This window comes from Paenibacillus sp. Marseille-Q9583, assembly GCF_976954365.1.
This window is the reverse complement of record NZ_CDRJTB010000017.1, coordinates 60,923-77,322: the sequence shown is the minus strand read 5'-3', so window position 1 is coordinate 77,322 and position 16,400 is coordinate 60,923. Positions and strand designations below refer to the sequence as shown.

Genomic DNA, 16,400 nt, shown 5'->3' with positions numbered 1-16,400 from the left:
TTTGTCAAAAAATGAATCTTTATGTTAACGTAATTATCGCTCCAGGAGAGAACGACGGATCTAAATATCGCTCCAAAGGACAATCCAGCAATCTTACTATGCGCGCGCGTCCTTCCTCCATCGGCTCAACCTGCATGAGCATCCCCTGAACACTTACTTCTCGCGTTGTAGTGTAATTATTAAATGCCCCCTCCCACACCTGTTCCATCGACATTATCGTATAGAGTGTCATTGCGTAAGCCCTCCCGAAATCGCTGCTGTAGGCGCTGCAGAGAAATCTCCACCAATCATGCGGTTAAGATGCGCTAAGGCAGCTCCTATCCCACCCACCTCATCCATGAGACCATATTTAACAGCGTCCAACCCCCCAACGGCTGTTCCAATATCACGATTGAGCTCACCTGTCTTAAACATGAGGTCACGGAACTGTTCTTCAGAAATCCGAGAATGAGAAGTAACGAATTTCACTACACGCTCCTGCATTTTTTCCATGTATTCGAACGTCTGTGGCACTCCAATTACTAAGCCATTCATACGAATCGGATGTATCGTCATTGTTGCACTTTCCGCAATAATTGAATACGTAGAGGATACAGCGATCGGAACGCCAATACTATGGCCCCCTCCAATGACTACTGTTACCGTTGGTTTAGAGAGTGAAGAAATCATTTCGGCAATCGCTAGACCAGCTTCTACATCTCCGCCAACCGTATTTAAAATAATAAGCAGACCTTTAATATTCTTATTCTGTTCAGCTGCCACCAGCTGGGGAATGATATGTTCGTATTTTGTCGTTTTGTTCTGAGGAGGCATTACAATATGGCCTTCAATCTGACCGATGATCGTTATGCAAAAGATATCCGGTTCACCGGTAGGAACCGCTGTTTGTCCAAGCTCTTTAAGTGCACCCATTGTAGTGGGCGGCATATTTTCATTTGTATTTGGATTTCCCTCTTGTGGTATAACTTCCTCATTCTTTGCTCCATTTGATCCATTCATGTAGTTCATTTCGCAGCTCTCCCTTTTCATATGCAGCTCTGGTCTGCTATAGCCTTACTAACTTTCATTAGTATGACATTTCAGGGCACCGCATTATGCAAACCTCTCCTCATGATGTGAATATAAACAATACAAAAACCCCTTTTCCCGTAGAAACCGTCCAATATTTCCGGGGAAAAGGGGCCAATGCCCAAGCTATATATTTATTTAAGGAGAATTCTCCTTACACTTCCATGATAATTGGCAAAATCATCGGTCTACGACGCGTTTGCTCATATAAGAAACGACCGAGTGAATCTTTTACGCTTGTTTTAAGCGACGCCCACTCATTTACTTTCTCACTCATCAGGCGTTGCAGTGTACTGGAAACAATCCGGTTCGCTTCGTCAAGCAGTCCTTCGGACTCACGAACGTAAACGAAACCACGAGAAATGATGTCAGGTCCGGAGACAATCGCACCATTCTGTTTGCTTAGTGTAACCACGACAACTAGAATACCATCTTGAGACAGAAGCTTACGGTCACGCAATACGATATTACCTACATCACCTACACCCAGACCGTCAATCAATACGTTACCAGCCGTTACTTTACCAGCTTTACGAGCGGCACCGCCTTGAATTTCCACAATCTCACCGATTTCAGTGATGAAAATGTTCTGAGACTCAACGCCAACGGATTCTGCCAAAAGCGCATGTTTACGTTGCATACGGTATTCACCGTGAATTGGAATGAAATATTTTGGTTTCATCAGGTTAAGCATAAGCTTAAGCTCTTCCTGGCTACCGTGACCGGATACGTGAACGCCAGAATTGGAACCGCTATAAATTACGTTAGCGCCAAGACGGAACAATTCATCGATGGTACGACCTACATATTTCTCGTTACCTGGTACCGGTGTTGCTGCAATAATAACAGTATCACCTGGCAAGATATCTACTTTACGATGACTGGAACGTGCCATACGGGTCAATGCGGACATTGGCTCGCCTTGGCTGCCTGTGCAAAGAACAACGACACGGTTCGCTGCCATTCTGTTCATTTCTTCAGGCTCGATCAGCATACCGTCTGGTACGTTTAGATATCCAAGCTCTGAAGCGATGGATACAACGTTTACCATACTACGGCCAATTACTGTAATCTTACGGCCTGTGGATTCTGCTGCATTAACCACTTGTTGAATACGGTGCACATTGGAAGCAAAAGTTGCCACAACAACACGTTGTTCAGCTTTGCGGAAAATGTCTTCCAGAACGATACCGACATTTTTCTCAGATGGGGTAAAGCCTGGTTTCTCAGCATTCGTACTATCCGACAAAAGAGCAAGCACGCCCTTCTGACCAATTTCAGCCATCCGATGCAGATTTGCAAATTGACCGTTGACTGGAGTGTGGTCAAATTTGAAATCTCCCGTATGAACTACGTTACCTTCCGGTGTTTCTATGCATACACCGACGGAATCAGGAATACTGTGATTGGTTCTGAAGAAAGTAACTTTGAGCGAACTTCCCAGTTGAATTTCTGAATCTTCATTGATCAGAATTCGTTTGGTGTCACCCAGTAAGTTTGCTTCCTTCAATTTGTTTTCTACAAGGCCTAATGTAAGTCTTGTTCCGTAAACCGGAACATTCAAATTCTTCAGGACATATGGGAGACCACCGATGTGATCCTCGTGTCCGTGGGTAAGTACAATCCCTCTTACCTTGTCACGGTTCTCTGTCAAATAAGAGATATCAGGAATTACGATATCTATACCGAGCATATCTTCTTCCGGGAACTTAAGTCCCGAATCCACGACTACAATGTCAGCTCCATATTGAATGACATACATGTTTTTCCCGATTTCTCCGACTCCGCCCAATGCGAAAATCATCAATTTATCGTTGTTGTTTTTTTTGGACAAATGAATCTAACCCTCCTATGATGTTGGACGTCATACTTTTATTGGTAAATATTGAACTTCGATTATTTCAGCGGCGCTGAACACATTCTTCAAACAGCTGATAGCTTCCTTAATTAACAAGGATATTCCTGATATCTGTAAAATGCGCAATGCGAAAGCTCCCGATTCCGGGCAGTAAAGTTCATATTGAAGCGGACAAATGCCGTCAAAATTCACCGTCGCGCCCCTCGCGCGAAGACATTTCTATCATTTACACAGACTCATCTTGGGACCTATCCTGTCTCACAATGTATACCATTGACGGAAGATTACCGCATATTTAATTTTAACCGCACCCAGTCACTTAAGATCATTATACATGATTTTTTTGGCAAAAGACAAGTCACCCTATCTCGTATCCAAATTCTTTCCTTAAAGGTGACCCATTATTTTAGCAAAATATAATAAATATAAAAACCGGCTCTCCACAGGAGAAGCCGGTTTAAAGACTAGAATATCATTGTTCAGCACTTAGTGAAATAGTGCCTCGATAAAGGCCGCCTCAGCTTCAGTAGGAGAAATAAGCGGCAATCTGACGCCTCCAACAGACAGACCTTTCAGACTTAAAGCATATTTGACCGCTGAAGGATTCGGTAAAGGTTGTGGACATTCGAACAACCCCTTGAAAATAGGGAACAATTGCCGATGGATCTCTCCCGCTCGCTGAACATTTCCTGAGTTGTATGCATAGATCATTTCTGACATCTGTGCACCAACCACATGACTAGCTACACTGATAATTCCGTATCCTCCTACGGCTAGACTAGCTAAGCCCGCAGAATCATCACCAGTATATACACGGAAGTCATCGGAACACGCAGAAGCGATAAGTGTTACTTGATCGACAGATGCACATTCTTTTGTCGCAACAATATTCGATATTTCAGCAAGTCGAAGGGTTGTGTCCACGCTCATACTTACACCCGTGCGACCGGGAACATTATACAGCATGACTGGCAATGAAGTCTCCGAAGCAATCGCAGAAAAATGCTGATAGAGCCCTTCCTGATTAGGCTTATTGTAATAAGGAACGACCAAAAGTACGCCATTCACACCTATTTTCTCCGCTTCCTTCGTGAGGTGAATAGAGTGCTTCGTGTTATTACTGCCTGTTCCAGCAATAATTTTACAGCGACCATTCGCCTTCTCTAGTACAAAAGAAAACAGCTGCAGTTTCTCCTCATCACTTAATGTTGGGGATTCCCCAGTTGTGCCACAGACAACCAATGCCTCTGATTTCTGTTCTTCAATTAAATAATCGACAAGCTGTGAAGTTACATCCCAGTTGATTTCTCCATCCCCGTCAAAGGGGGTTACCATGGCTGTTATTAATCTTCCGAAATCCACTTTGAATTCCTCCTTAGCGGTGCAATTCAAACATAGCGTGCAGCGAACGCAGGGACTGCACCATATCCTCTTTCTTCACCAGCACCCAAATCGTTGTATTCGAATCTGCGGATTGGAGAATCTGAATATTTTGTGAGCTAAGTGCCTCAACGATACGCGCCATAATACCAGGCACACCATTAATTCCGCCCCCGATAACGGAAACTTTTGCACAACCTGATAAGCTCTTAGGACGCAATCCCAATTGCTGAAGAACTGAGATGGCCTTTTCTGATTTGTCATCGAACACAGTATAAAGAGCTTCAGTAGGTGTTACATTAATAAAATCAACGCTTATTCCGTTGTCGGCCATACTTTTAAAAATTTGCAGTTGAACGCCCGTACCATTTCCATCTGGACACTCCACAGAAATCTGTGTGACGTTGCTGACATAAGCAATACCTGTTACGAAGCGATCTACAATACCGCCAGACTGAATATCGTTGAATCCTTCAGGATTCGTAACCAGCGTACCTTCATTCTCAGAAAATGTTGAACGAACGCGTACTGGAATTTGTGCCTGCATAGCAATCTCAACCGCACGTGGATGGATCACTTTTGCTCCTTGATGAGCCATATTACAAATTTCTGTATAACTAACATACGTTAGCGGTTTTGCGTCTTCAACGATCCGCGGATCTGCTGTAAGAATCCCATTAACATCTGTATAGATATCAACCATATCTGCATGAAGGGCAGCACCCAGTGCAGTCGCAGAGGTGTCACTTCCTCCACGGCCCAAAGTCGTCAAATCACCAGCTTCAGTCTGTCCTTGGAACCCGGTCACTATAACTACTTTATCTTCACGCAGTTCGCGAAGAATACGCTCAGGACGTACATCTAGAATTCTTGCATTGCCATAGTTGCTATCTGTCATAAAACCAGCCTGAGCTCCCGTTAGTACCGTAGAAGCAATCCCTTCATTCTCCAGCAGGCCACAAAGTGTAGTAGCAGAGATAATCTCACCACAGCACATCAAGAGATCCTTCTCACGCTCTGGGAGTGAATCTCCATTCTGAACAGCCCAATCCAGCAGAGTATCTGTTGCATAAGGTTCTCCGCGTCTGCCCATTGCCGAAACGACAATGACCAAACTATAGCCGCTAGCGAGCTCCCGTTTGACATTACGAATGACGTGCTCTCTAGCTTGTGGTGTTGAAAGTGATGTTCCTCCGAATTTTTGTACCAGAATACCCATGTATAATTCCTCCATTATTGTCAAAGCAAACACACTAATCGTTCGTAAATAGAACTCATTTCGTCTCTAATGAGAAATTCCTTTACAGTACGTAAGCTTATTTCTTAAGTAATTTTCTTTTATTTTGAAAAATGGTTGTACCGCCCTCGAAATGAGGACGGTAGCAGTAAAGCTTATATTTTTTGGTGGCAATGATCTCAGCAATGGGTTTAGCAGATCTTGGCTTTGAGCGTTTACGTCCGTATCTATTGATTAAGAAGTAACTCCGACCAAGGCGGCATTTAACTTCTCATTGCTCATTTAGTGCATCTCCCCTTTTTATGTCCGCAACTAGCTCCGCCGATTCCGCCCTATTCTAGACGGAATGAAACTTTTCAATAATCATCGGCTGTAGTTGTTTACCTTGCAAAGCGGCATAGCAAGCTTCTGGGATAAGATCCATACGCGCTACTAACGAATTAGGTTTGCCCTCAGGGTTATCCTGTCCGAATGGCACAAAATAAATATGTTTAGCCACTAGAAGCTTTGCAATATTTGCGGCATTAAGACCTAAGCCATCATTGGTAGATATCGCGAGAACAAGTGGACGTCCATTGCGCATCTGCGATTTTGCAGCCATGAGCACTGGACTATCGGTCATAGCATTTGCCAATTTACTCGTTGTATTTCCAGTGCAAGGTGCTATCGTCAGCACATCCAGCAGCTTGGAAGGACCCAGCGGTTCCGCTTCAACAATTGTAGAAATGATATCATTACCTGTTATATCTTTCAACTGTTTTAGCCAATTTTGCGATGTTCCAAAGCGGGTGTCGGTACCTAGTACGGATGCTGAAACTATGGGCACTACGTTTGCTCCTCCATCTACGAAGCGTTGAATTTGCGGCATTACCTCCGCAAATGTGCAGTGAGATCCGGTAATCGCATACCCTACTGTTTTTCCGTGCCAATCCATTTTATTCGTCCCCCTTGATTAAAGCCTCGTCCGATATCGACTGAACCAGCGCATTTGCCATAATAATCCCAGCGCTTTTAGGAGCTACAATGCCAGGGAGTCCAGGTGCCAGCATCGCTTTAATTCCTCTTTTCTCAGCATAACGAAAGTCACATCCACCTGGAGCGGAAGCCAGGTCGACAATTAAGCAATGCGGTGAGATACGTGAGAGTACTTGTGCGGTGATGATCATACTTGGAATCGTATTAAATATCAGATCGACATCCGGCACATGAAGCAACAGTTCACTGGTCATAAACGGCTTCCAGCCCATTTCCTCAGCACGTGCATAATGTTCCTGTTTTCTAACACCGGCTTTGACACTAGCACCCAATCCTTGCAGACTTCTTGCCATTGTAAAACCCGTTCTGCCCAAGCCCAGTACCATCGATTTGGAACTGTGAATGGTAAAATCCGTGTTCTGTATAGCCATAACCAGTGCCCCTTCCGCTGTTGGGATGGAGTTGTAGATGGCTACATCATCACGATTAAGCAATTCAATTAACTTTAACGAATGCTTGGCGCACATACCGCGTAAGTAGCTTTTAGCCATACCGCTATACACCAAACAATGGGGTGGCAGAGCAGCAAAATGTTCTTCCAAGAGCATCAAGCGTTCAGAAGAAAATAAAGCACTGATATTCCCTTCATCATCACAACCAACCGTAGGTAACACTAATACATCTGCATTACTAAGCAGCTCTACCGTCATCTGTTCCAGGCTCACCCCTGGGCAAGGGGCTTCCCATTTATCGAACCCGGCAGCGCTTACCGTCGCATCCAATTCCACACATTTCCGAATCACTTCAAGCTGTCTCGCGTCCCCGCCCAGGAACACGATCCTGACGCCAGTAAGCATAGGGATGACGCTCCTTTCAACATACACTATCGACTATAGAGCATCTTATGCTGGGCATTCTTAATGGGTGAAAAGCGGAGAAGAATTACCATGCAGGCTTAAATATGAAACTTATAAATTGTCATATTTAAACAAAAAAAGCTCGCGAATCACGCCGATTGGGCATAAATTCGCAAGCTTTTTAATAAGTCATATTATTTGCCAGTGTGACCGAAGCCTCCGGCTCCACGTTCTGTTTCGGATAAAGCATCTACTTCAACCAAAGTGACCACTGGAACCGCTTGAAATACCATTTGGGCAATGCGCTCATTACGAGCGATAGCAAATGGCTCTTGCCCTAGATTGATCAACAACACTTTGATCTCTCCACGATAATCAGCATCAATCGTTCCAGGTGTGTTCAAACACGTAATCCCATGCTTCAAGGCTAGTCCACTTCGTGGACGAATTTGAGCTTCTAATCCGTCTGGCATAGCTAATGATATGCCTGTTGGAATTAATGCACGTTCTCCAGGTGCAAGCACAACTTCGCTACCAACTGCGGCATATAGATCATACCCGGAAGCCTGTTCTGACATTTTACAAGGAAGATTAACATCCTCGTTTCCAGCTAGTTTATTGATTTGTACGTAATAAGACAAGATCATCTCTCCTAACATTTGCAATAGCTTTATCTGTTGAACCTACCATCGCTAAAGAAAGCGGCTCAGCAAACATATTATCAAGCACACTGTTGATATTGTCCATCGTTACTAACTGAATCTTGGCGATCATATCGTCTAATGTGTTATGTTTTCCGAGCATAAGTTCATTTTTCCCAATCCGATTCATCCGGCTACTAGTGCTTTCCAGGCTAAGAATTAGGCTACCTTTAAGCTGCTCCTTGCCTTTTCTCAGTTCATCTTCACTAAGACCCTCAGTAGCAAGTTCGTACATCATTTCCTTAATTAGCTCCGTTACATCCTTAGTTTGCTTCGGTGCTGTTCCAGCATAGACCGTGAACAAACCAGAATCCGCTTGAGAACTGTGGTATGAATATACAGAATAGGCTAGGCCACGTTTTTCACGAATCTCTTGGAACATCCGTGAGCTCATACCGCCGCCAATGGCATTATTAATAAGCACCATAGCATATTGCAATGGGTCGCCAGAGCGGACCCCTGGTAGGGAAAGACAGATATGATTCTGTTCTGTTTTTTTGCGGTGAAACAACAAGTCCCCATAATAATCCGGTGGAGTCAACGGCGCAGATGTGCCATGATTAGCAAAAGAACCAAAATGCTGCTCCAGCAGCTCAATCAATCCATCGCTGATGTTCCCAGCTACACTAATTACCGTATTCTCAATCGTATACTGCTCCTTCATGTAGGCACGAAGATCATCCGGCTTCATCTCCATCAGCCGTTCCTTTAAGCCAAGGATAGAATACGCAAGCGGATGATCCTTGTAAGCAGCAGCACACATCAAATCATGCACAAGATCGTCTGGTGTATCTTCGCACATAGAAATTTCCTCAAGGATGACGTTTTTTTCTTTCTCCAGCTCTTCAGCATCCATACGTGAACGGAAGAACATATCTGCTAGCACATCTACTGCGATAGGCAGATGCTCATCCAGTACTTTTGCATAATAGCAAGTATATTCCTTAGAGGTAAACGCATTTACATTGCCGCCAATAGCATCGAACTGTTCGGCAATATCCTTAGCACTATATCGGTCCGTACCTTTAAAAAGCATATGCTCTACAAAATGGGATATCCCGTTGTTTCCAGGGTGTTCATTCCGCGAACCTGTCTTCACCCATATTCCAAATGAAACGGACCGGCCGGTCGGAATTTTTTCCATCACTACTCGTAATCCATTGGATAATACTATTTTTTCCACTTCATGTCCTCCTGGCAATAGCCATGTTCTATCTAAATTAATACACGTGCCTATAATCCTACCAGAAATAGATCACTCACTCAACATCAGAGGGGATTAGACGCTCCGCTGACAGCGTTTGGCTAACTGTTCCTAGCTGTAACCCTTTTGCCTTTATCCCGCGTATCATGGCCTTCAGCGCCTTGGAGGATGAGGCAGTAGGATGCATTAGAACAAGTGTGCCGGGTTCAGCTTTGCTTGTGATTTTGGCAACTATAGATTCAGGAGAAGGATTACGCCAATCCACCGTATCTACAGTCCAGAGTACAGTCTTTAAGCCCAAGCTGCTAGCGATTTCTACTGTCTCTTGATCGAAATCACCAGATGGAGGCGCGAACCATTTATTAGTGACTCCAAGTGATTCCTTTAGCAGCTTTTGCGTCTTCTCAATCTCAACGGTAGCCCGCGCTCGACTTAAAGTACTCATATTGGGGTGAGTATAGGCGTGATTCTCCATCTCATGACCACGCTTTAACATTTGTGTAGCAAGCTCTGGATTCTTACTCAGCCAGCTTCCATCCAGAAAAAACGTAACTTTCACGTTCTCTTCATCCAAAATATCCAGCATTGGCACGATATACTGATTCCCCCAAGCCACATTAATCATCAGTGATACCATCGGTTTCGCCGGATTTCCTCGATATATAGGTTCTGCTCCCAGTTCATTTAACGATACTTTTGGTTCGATCTGCCGATACACTAACTTTACGGGTTCTTTTGGTGCCAAAAGAGCATTCCGATAGGTACTCTCTACATCAATCTCAAGTCCGTTATAACCCGGAATGGCTTTCCACACCCGGTCAACCACTGCATCCACAGGAGGTGCATTTAGCTTGGCCGCGGCGGTCTCAATCCTCAGACGAAGATCGTTGTTCGCCGCCTTAGGGATATCCATCCACACCGCGAGATCATCCTGCGGCTTCAATTGCGCAAGCATGTCCTTGACTGGTCCCTGTGTGCTACCAATTCCTATCACGATTGCTACACAAGCAACCACTAATGCCACTTTTTCCGTCTTCATGACGACTTCCTCCCCGGTAGAAACGAATTTCAGGTTCGTTCCACACGATTACAAAGACACTTTGTCCCAATCTATGAGACAAGGGAGGAATTTATGTCATGAACAGATACAAGACTAATTGATAGGAATGTTTGCTACAGTTTTCCAACCCGTTCATATAAAAAAAGAGCCAGAACGCAAATCGCTTCTGTCTCTTTTAATAATGAAATTCAATCCCTTTAGTAAAGGTTATTACTAAGATCAATCTTACGCTTTAGCTCCAGCTTCCGAAGTCAACACTGCTTTACGAGACAGGTTAACCCGGCCTTGTGGATCGATCTCGGTAACTTTAACGGTAATGGTGTCACCAATAGCAACAACATCTTCTACCTTAGCTACACGCTCAGTTGATAATTGGGAAATGTGTACCAATCCGTCTTTGCCCGGAATAAGTTCAACAAATGCACCAAATTTCTCAATACGTCTAACTGTACCCACATAGATTTCTCCGACTTGTACTTCACGCACAAGACCTTCGATAATCGAACGAGCCTTTTGGATCATTTCTTCATCTGAAGAACCGATAAAGACACGGCCATCTTGTTCGATGTCGATTTTCACACCGGTTTCTTCAATAATTTTATTGATAATCTTACCACCAGCACCGATAACATCACGGATTTTGTCCGGATTGATGTTGATAATAATGATTTTTGGAGCATATTTGGACAGATTAGGTCTTGGCGCAGAGATCGCTTCATTCATTTTGTCCAAGATGAACAGACGGCCTTCTTTAGCCTGTTGAAGTGCATCTTGAAGAATGTTGCGGTCGATACCTGCAATCTTAATGTCCATTTGAATAGCTGTAACACCTTCTGCTGTACCAGCTACCTTGAAGTCCATATCTCCGAGATGATCTTCCATACCTTGAATATCCGTCAGGATGGAGACATGATCTCCGTCTTTGATCAGACCCATTGCTACTCCGGCTACTGGTGCTTTGATTGGCACACCAGCGTCCATCATAGCCAGAATGCTGGCACAGATACTTGCCTGGGATGTAGAACCGTTAGATTCAATCGCTTCTGATACTAGACGAATCGTGTACGGGAATTCAGTTTCACTAGGAATTACCTTGGATAATGCACGTTCTCCAAGTGCTCCGTGACCGATTTCACGACGTCCTGGTGCTCTAAGCGGACGAGCTTCCCCTACGCTGAACGGAGGGAAGTTGTAATGGTGCATGAAACGTTTCGTTTCAGTAGGATCGATTCCGTCGAGGATTTGTACATCACCTAGAGCTCCAAGGGTACAAACGCTAAGGATTTGTGTTTGTCCACGTGTGAACAGACCGGAACCATGGGTACGCGGCAACAGGCTTGTATCACATTCAATCGGACGGATTTCATCAAGTTTACGTCCATCTGGACGAACCTTATCATGCGTGATTAGACGTCTTACTTCATCCTTCACGATATCATGTAGGACTTCTTTAACATCTTTCAGAAGCTCCGGTGCTTCTATGTACTTCTCTACGAAATACGCAACCGCTTCATCATTAACGACATCAATCGCTTCCTGACGAGCATGTTTTTCAGCAATTTTAACGGCTTCCACCAGACGAGCCTCAGCAAATGCACGGACCTCAGTATTTACGTCAGCATTCACTGCATGCAGCTTCACAGCCATTTTTTCTTTACCAGCCACTTTGACCAGTTCTTCAATGGTTGCAACGATCTTACGGATTTCGTCATGACCGAACATAATCGCTTCGAGCATCACATCTTCCGTCACTTCGTTCGCTTCTGCTTCAACCATCATGATTGCTTCCTTCGTTCCAGCAACCACTACATAAATATCACTGATTGCTTGCTGAGCCATATCCGGATTGATCACAAACTCTCCATTAATCCGACCTACAGCAACGCCGCCGATGGGTCCATCAAAAGGCACATCGGAAATACTAAGTGCAGCTGAAGTGCCGATCATAGCAGCAATATCTGGTGCGCAGTCCTGATCCACACTCATTACCATGTTCAATACCTGAACATCGTTACGGAAACCTTCAGGGAACAGTGGTCTGATTGGACGGTCAGTCAAACGGCTGGACAGAATCGCTTTCTCACTCGGTCTGCCTTCCCGTTTAATAAATCCGCCCGGAATTTTACCTACCGCATATAATCTTTCCTCATAGTTAACTGTAAGCGGGAAAAAATCCAGGTCCTTCGGCTCTTTCGAAGCCGTAACGGTACATAATACCGAAGTATCCCCATAACGCACCATAACGGCTGCGTTTGCTTGTTTAGCTAGTCGGCCCGTTTCCAGCACAAGGCGTCTTCCGCCTAGCTGCATTTCTACACGTTTTTCCATAAATACCTCCTTGAATAGTAGTAGACCCGCAGTCAAATATTGCAGGTTCACATATCGATCTAATGAATCGGAAAGGCTTGTCCCTAAGGTAAAAACGCCTTCGGCGTCCTTATAAGGACGGTAGCGTTTATGCGAGAATTATAAGGATAAAGTATAGCATGAAACATATACTTTCTTATAATTTAAGGTATGTAGCCTGTTCTGTATACATATAAGAAGAAACGGCTAAGTCTTACAGATGATGTAAAGTGGCCGTTTTTACGAATAATCTCATCAGTCTTGCTATAAAGTTTTCCCTAAATTTTCAAAAAGCAACCCAGCTGTCCCGCTGTCGCTCCGAGAAGGACATACGGTATACAACCAGGCTGCTTTAAGGGTTATCTTATGGAAAATTAACGACGCAATCCCAGTCTTTCGATCAGGGCGCTGTAACGTCTGATGTCTTTGTTTTTCAAATACGCCAGAAGTTTACGACGTTGTCCAACCATTTTCAACAATCCGCGACGGGAGTGATGATCTTTCTTGTGCGTACGCAAGTGGTCAGTCAAATTAACGATGTTCTCCGTTAGGATAGCAACTTGCACCTCAGGGGATCCAGTATCGGATTCGTGAGTTTTGTGCTCGTCGATCAATTGATGTTTACGTTCTTGAGTTAATGCCATCCTGTTCACCTCCTTCAATATAATCGCCATTAGCCTCGTCACCGTCGGTGAGAACGTGCAACCAAGCTAAGGTTATGGTGCTGTAAGCCAGCAACGTTTATTAGTATAGCATCTCCATTAACAAAAGTAAACGGCTTGTCCGGGATGACTATAGATTATACCCCAAAATCTTCTTCGCGGTTTCTGCATCCTCACCGATTTGAGTAATCAATGCACCAATGGATTCGAATTTTCGTTCAGGACGAATGTAAGATACTAACTCTACCTTGAGCTCTTGATCATACAAATCACCTTCGAAGTCAAACAGATGGACCTCAAAGCTTGGAGTCAATACACCCTCATGAAAGGTAGGTTTAACGCCCACATTCATGACCCCGTATAAAACTTTATCCTTATAAAAGACTCGGACCGCATATACACCTTTAGTCGGAATGACAAAATGAGCACTGAGCTTCAAATTCGCCGTTGGAAAACCAATGGTGCGACCTCTCTTCTCACCATGACCCACTTCACCGCGCAGATAGTAGCAACGTCCGAACCAGGAGTTTGCCAGCTCTAAATCCCCGTTTTGGAGACTTTTACGAATGCCGGAGCTGCTGACCTTCTCACCATCTAGCAGAAAAGGGGGAGCAACCTCTACATTCATAACACCTTCACCCAGCTTGCGAAGCATCTCAACATCGCCTTCACCTTGATAACCAAAACGAAAGTCAAAGCCGACAACTGCAGTTACAATATGTAGCGGCAAAAGCATAACAGAGACAAAATTCTGTGGACTTACACGGGAAAGCTGCTCGTTAAATTCAATAACATATAAGATATCGACACCCAAACTAGCAAGAATCTCCTGCTTTTCTACGGGTGGCGTCAAATACCCTTCATAATCACCCTTACCCATAACATCTTTAGGATGGGGATGAAATGTAAGGACTGCGGCCGGCACACCTTGTTTATGGGCTAGGGCCACAGCGGATGTAATGACGCTAGCATGTCCACGATGCAATCCGTCAAACTGCCCTAGAGCAGCCACTTGAGGCTGAGCCCACTCTGCAGCAGTCTCCGGAGACATCGGATAGGTTAACGTTACGGTTCTCACGCTGTTTCTCACCTACAATTCACTTGGTAAAATTGATTTAAGCTTGTGCAAATACCTTCACTGGAGCAATTGCACCTGTATCTTCCAATTCATAAATGCCAAGAAATCCACCTTGAAGATCGTATAGCCGAAATTGACTGTTTGTCTTCACCTCTGGAGCGATAAATCGTGAGGACAAACGCTGCCCCTGCAAAGCTGCCTTTTTCTTCTCATCCATTACAGTGTGCTTTGGCAAATGAGAAATGGCTTCGTCTGCAGCGATTAGATGATCTTCCAATGTTCCGGCTTCCTTGTGAGTCGCAATATCCTCTAGCGTAAGACAATGACTGGCAGAAATCCCTGCCGACATCGTTCTCTCTAGTTTCACCATCACACCTGGCAGTCCAAGTGCTCGTCCGATATCGACACAGAGCGTACGAATGTACGTCCCCTTAGAGCAAAGCACCCGGAATGTGATATCGGGATGATTGCCTTCCCAAGTCATATCCGTCATTTCAATTTCATAAATCTCTACTTCACGGCTTTTACGTTCAACGGTTTTACCTTCTCTTGCTAACTCATAAAGACGTTTGCCGTCAACTTTTACCGCAGAATACATCGGTGGAACCTGAGAAATAACCCCTTTAAATGAAGCAAGCACTGATAGAATCTCTTCTTCAGTTACATGCACCTCATCTACAGTTTCTATAATAGTTCCAGTTAAGTCCTCAGTATCACTGGACATCCCTAGTCTCAGTGTTGCCACATATTCTTTGGGCAACTCCTGAATATACTCCACGACACGAGTAGCACGGCCAAGACAAAGTGGCAGCACACCTGTTACCTGTGGATCTAGCGTTCCCGTATGTCCGATCCGTTTCATGCCGAGAATACGACGTGCCTTGGCCACAACATCATGTGAAGTGAACCCGGCTGGCTTGTAAACCGCCAGTACACCTTCTAATTCACTCATAAATGACGTCTTACCTCCTCAAGCACCTGCGATATTGCCGTTTCGAGTGTAGCTTCTATACGCGCACCTGCAGCACGGGTATGACCGCCACCTCCAAACGTTTGCGCTAGATCAGCCACGTCGACCTTACCCGCAGAACGCAAACTAACTTTAACCGCATGTTCATGAATGACTTTGAACAGAATCCCTACTTCCACACCTCGAATATTGCGAGGGTAGTTCACGAGACCTTCTAAATCTTCATTAGCAGCAGCACATTCAATCATATCCTCCGGTGTAACATAGAGCCAGGCAATATCCCCTTCGGGTGATAATTGAAGAGTATTTAACGCTTTATTTAAAATTTTAATCTGCGGCAATGTCATTTCTTCAAGTAATGTCTCAGCCAGTTCAGGACCGTTAACGCCATAAGAAAGCAGTTCAGATACGGCTGCCATTACTTTTGGTGATGTATTGGTATATCGAAATCCACCAGTATCTGTCAAAAGACCTGTGTATAAAGCTGTGGCGATATCAATGTCCCATTGAATCTCGAACGTCTTCAGCAGATCGAACAAAATTTCCGCAGTCGCAGCAGCATCCGGTTTGATTAAGTTCACAAGTCCATAACCGTTGTTAGTGGGATGATGGTCAATGTTCAGGATTAGAGCATCCTTCGCAAAATAGCGATGAGTCAGTCCTACTCGCTGAAAATCAGCACAATCCACACAGATCACATTGCTGTATTGACGGGGCGGCTCACTAGAGGCCATATTGATGATTTCATCCGAATGCCATAAATATTCCATCCGCTTCGGTATCGGTCCTTCATTCAGCATAGTGTATTTTTTGCCCAGACATGAGAGAAGCCAGCCCACCGCTAGGGTGGAGCTGACTGCATCTCCGTCCGGCTGAACATGCGACACTACAAGGTAATCGTCGTGTTCCAGCAGAAACTCACGGGTCTGCTGGAGACTTTGTTCATAGCTCTGCATTCGCCGTCTCCTTTATAAAGGTTGTTCAAAATAGCCTTGAGCTATTTT

Annotated in this window: 15 protein-coding genes; all 15 read right to left on the bottom strand. The window is 44.5% G+C overall.

The genetic code is table 11. The annotated features are described in order from the left end of the window. Positions 1-19: 19 nt before the first annotated feature. Positions 20-232, bottom strand: a complete 213-nt coding sequence (locus tag ACWNM1_RS10730) for a YlzJ-like family protein (protein WP_449600938.1) — start codon at positions 230-232, stop codon at positions 20-22. Further along, on the bottom strand, positions 229-1,008 hold the full coding sequence (locus tag ACWNM1_RS10725) for a ClpP family protease (RefSeq protein WP_449600937.1): 780 nt from the start codon (positions 1,006-1,008) through the stop codon (positions 229-231). The genes ACWNM1_RS10730 and ACWNM1_RS10725 overlap by 4 nt, the downstream gene beginning before the upstream one ends. 214 nt (positions 1,009-1,222) lie before the next feature. Next, positions 1,223-2,902, bottom strand: a complete 1,680-nt coding sequence (locus tag ACWNM1_RS10720) for a ribonuclease J (protein ID WP_042189403.1) — start codon at positions 2,900-2,902, stop codon at positions 1,223-1,225. 510 nt (positions 2,903-3,412) lie between these two features. Then, positions 3,413-4,288 carry a 4-hydroxy-tetrahydrodipicolinate synthase gene (dapA, locus tag ACWNM1_RS10715; RefSeq protein WP_449600936.1) on the bottom strand — a complete coding sequence of 292 codons (876 nt, stop codon included), beginning with the start codon at positions 4,286-4,288 and terminating at the stop codon, positions 3,413-3,415. A gap of 13 nt (positions 4,289-4,301) precedes the next feature. Next, positions 4,302-5,525, bottom strand: a complete 1,224-nt coding sequence (gene dapG, locus ACWNM1_RS10710) for an aspartate kinase (protein WP_042189405.1) — start codon at positions 5,523-5,525, stop codon at positions 4,302-4,304. Positions 5,526-5,880: 355 nt separating this feature from the next. Then, the gene (locus tag ACWNM1_RS10705; RefSeq protein WP_042189406.1) at positions 5,881-6,477 is read right to left on the bottom strand and encodes a dipicolinate synthase subunit B; all 597 of its coding nucleotides are present in this window, start codon (positions 6,475-6,477) and stop codon (positions 5,881-5,883) included. 1 nt (position 6,478) lies between these two features. Continuing rightward, positions 6,479-7,375 (bottom strand): dipicolinate synthase subunit DpsA, encoded by an 897-nt coding sequence (gene dpsA, locus ACWNM1_RS10700; RefSeq protein WP_042189407.1) that lies wholly within the window; start codon positions 7,373-7,375, stop codon positions 6,479-6,481. A gap of 194 nt (positions 7,376-7,569) precedes the next feature. Next, complete coding sequence (gene dut, locus ACWNM1_RS10695; protein ID WP_197071224.1) at positions 7,570-8,016, bottom strand: dUTP diphosphatase; 447 nt, start codon at positions 8,014-8,016, stop codon at positions 7,570-7,572. Then, a complete protein-coding gene (locus ACWNM1_RS10690; RefSeq protein WP_042189409.1) occupies positions 7,991-9,259 on the bottom strand; it encodes a M16 family metallopeptidase in 1,269 nt (422 codons plus the stop codon). Before ACWNM1_RS10690 ends, dut begins: the two co-directional genes overlap by 26 nt. Positions 9,260-9,335: 76 nt before the next feature. Then, a complete protein-coding gene (locus tag ACWNM1_RS10685; RefSeq protein ID WP_449600935.1) occupies positions 9,336-10,319 on the bottom strand; it encodes a polysaccharide deacetylase family protein in 984 nt (327 codons plus the stop codon). 246 nt (positions 10,320-10,565) lie between these two features. After that, on the bottom strand, positions 10,566-12,668 hold the full coding sequence (gene pnp, locus ACWNM1_RS10680; RefSeq protein WP_449600934.1) for a polyribonucleotide nucleotidyltransferase: 2,103 nt from the start codon (positions 12,666-12,668) through the stop codon (positions 10,566-10,568). A gap of 392 nt (positions 12,669-13,060) precedes the next feature. After that, on the bottom strand, positions 13,061-13,330 hold the full coding sequence (gene rpsO / locus ACWNM1_RS10675; RefSeq protein ID WP_036656390.1) for a 30S ribosomal protein S15: 270 nt from the start codon (positions 13,328-13,330) through the stop codon (positions 13,061-13,063). 148 nt (positions 13,331-13,478) lie between these two features. After that, positions 13,479-14,426, bottom strand: coding sequence for a bifunctional riboflavin kinase/FAD synthetase (locus ACWNM1_RS10670; protein WP_449600933.1), 948 nt, complete (start codon positions 14,424-14,426; stop codon positions 13,479-13,481). A gap of 37 nt (positions 14,427-14,463) precedes the next feature. Further along, entirely contained in the window at positions 14,464-15,378 is a 915-nt protein-coding gene (gene truB, locus ACWNM1_RS10665; protein ID WP_449600932.1) for a tRNA pseudouridine(55) synthase TruB, read from the bottom strand. Further along, positions 15,375-16,352, bottom strand: coding sequence for a DHH family phosphoesterase (locus tag ACWNM1_RS10660; RefSeq protein WP_449600931.1), 978 nt, complete (start codon positions 16,350-16,352; stop codon positions 15,375-15,377). The genes truB and ACWNM1_RS10660 overlap by 4 nt, the downstream gene beginning before the upstream one ends. Positions 16,353-16,400: the final 48 nt, after the last annotated feature.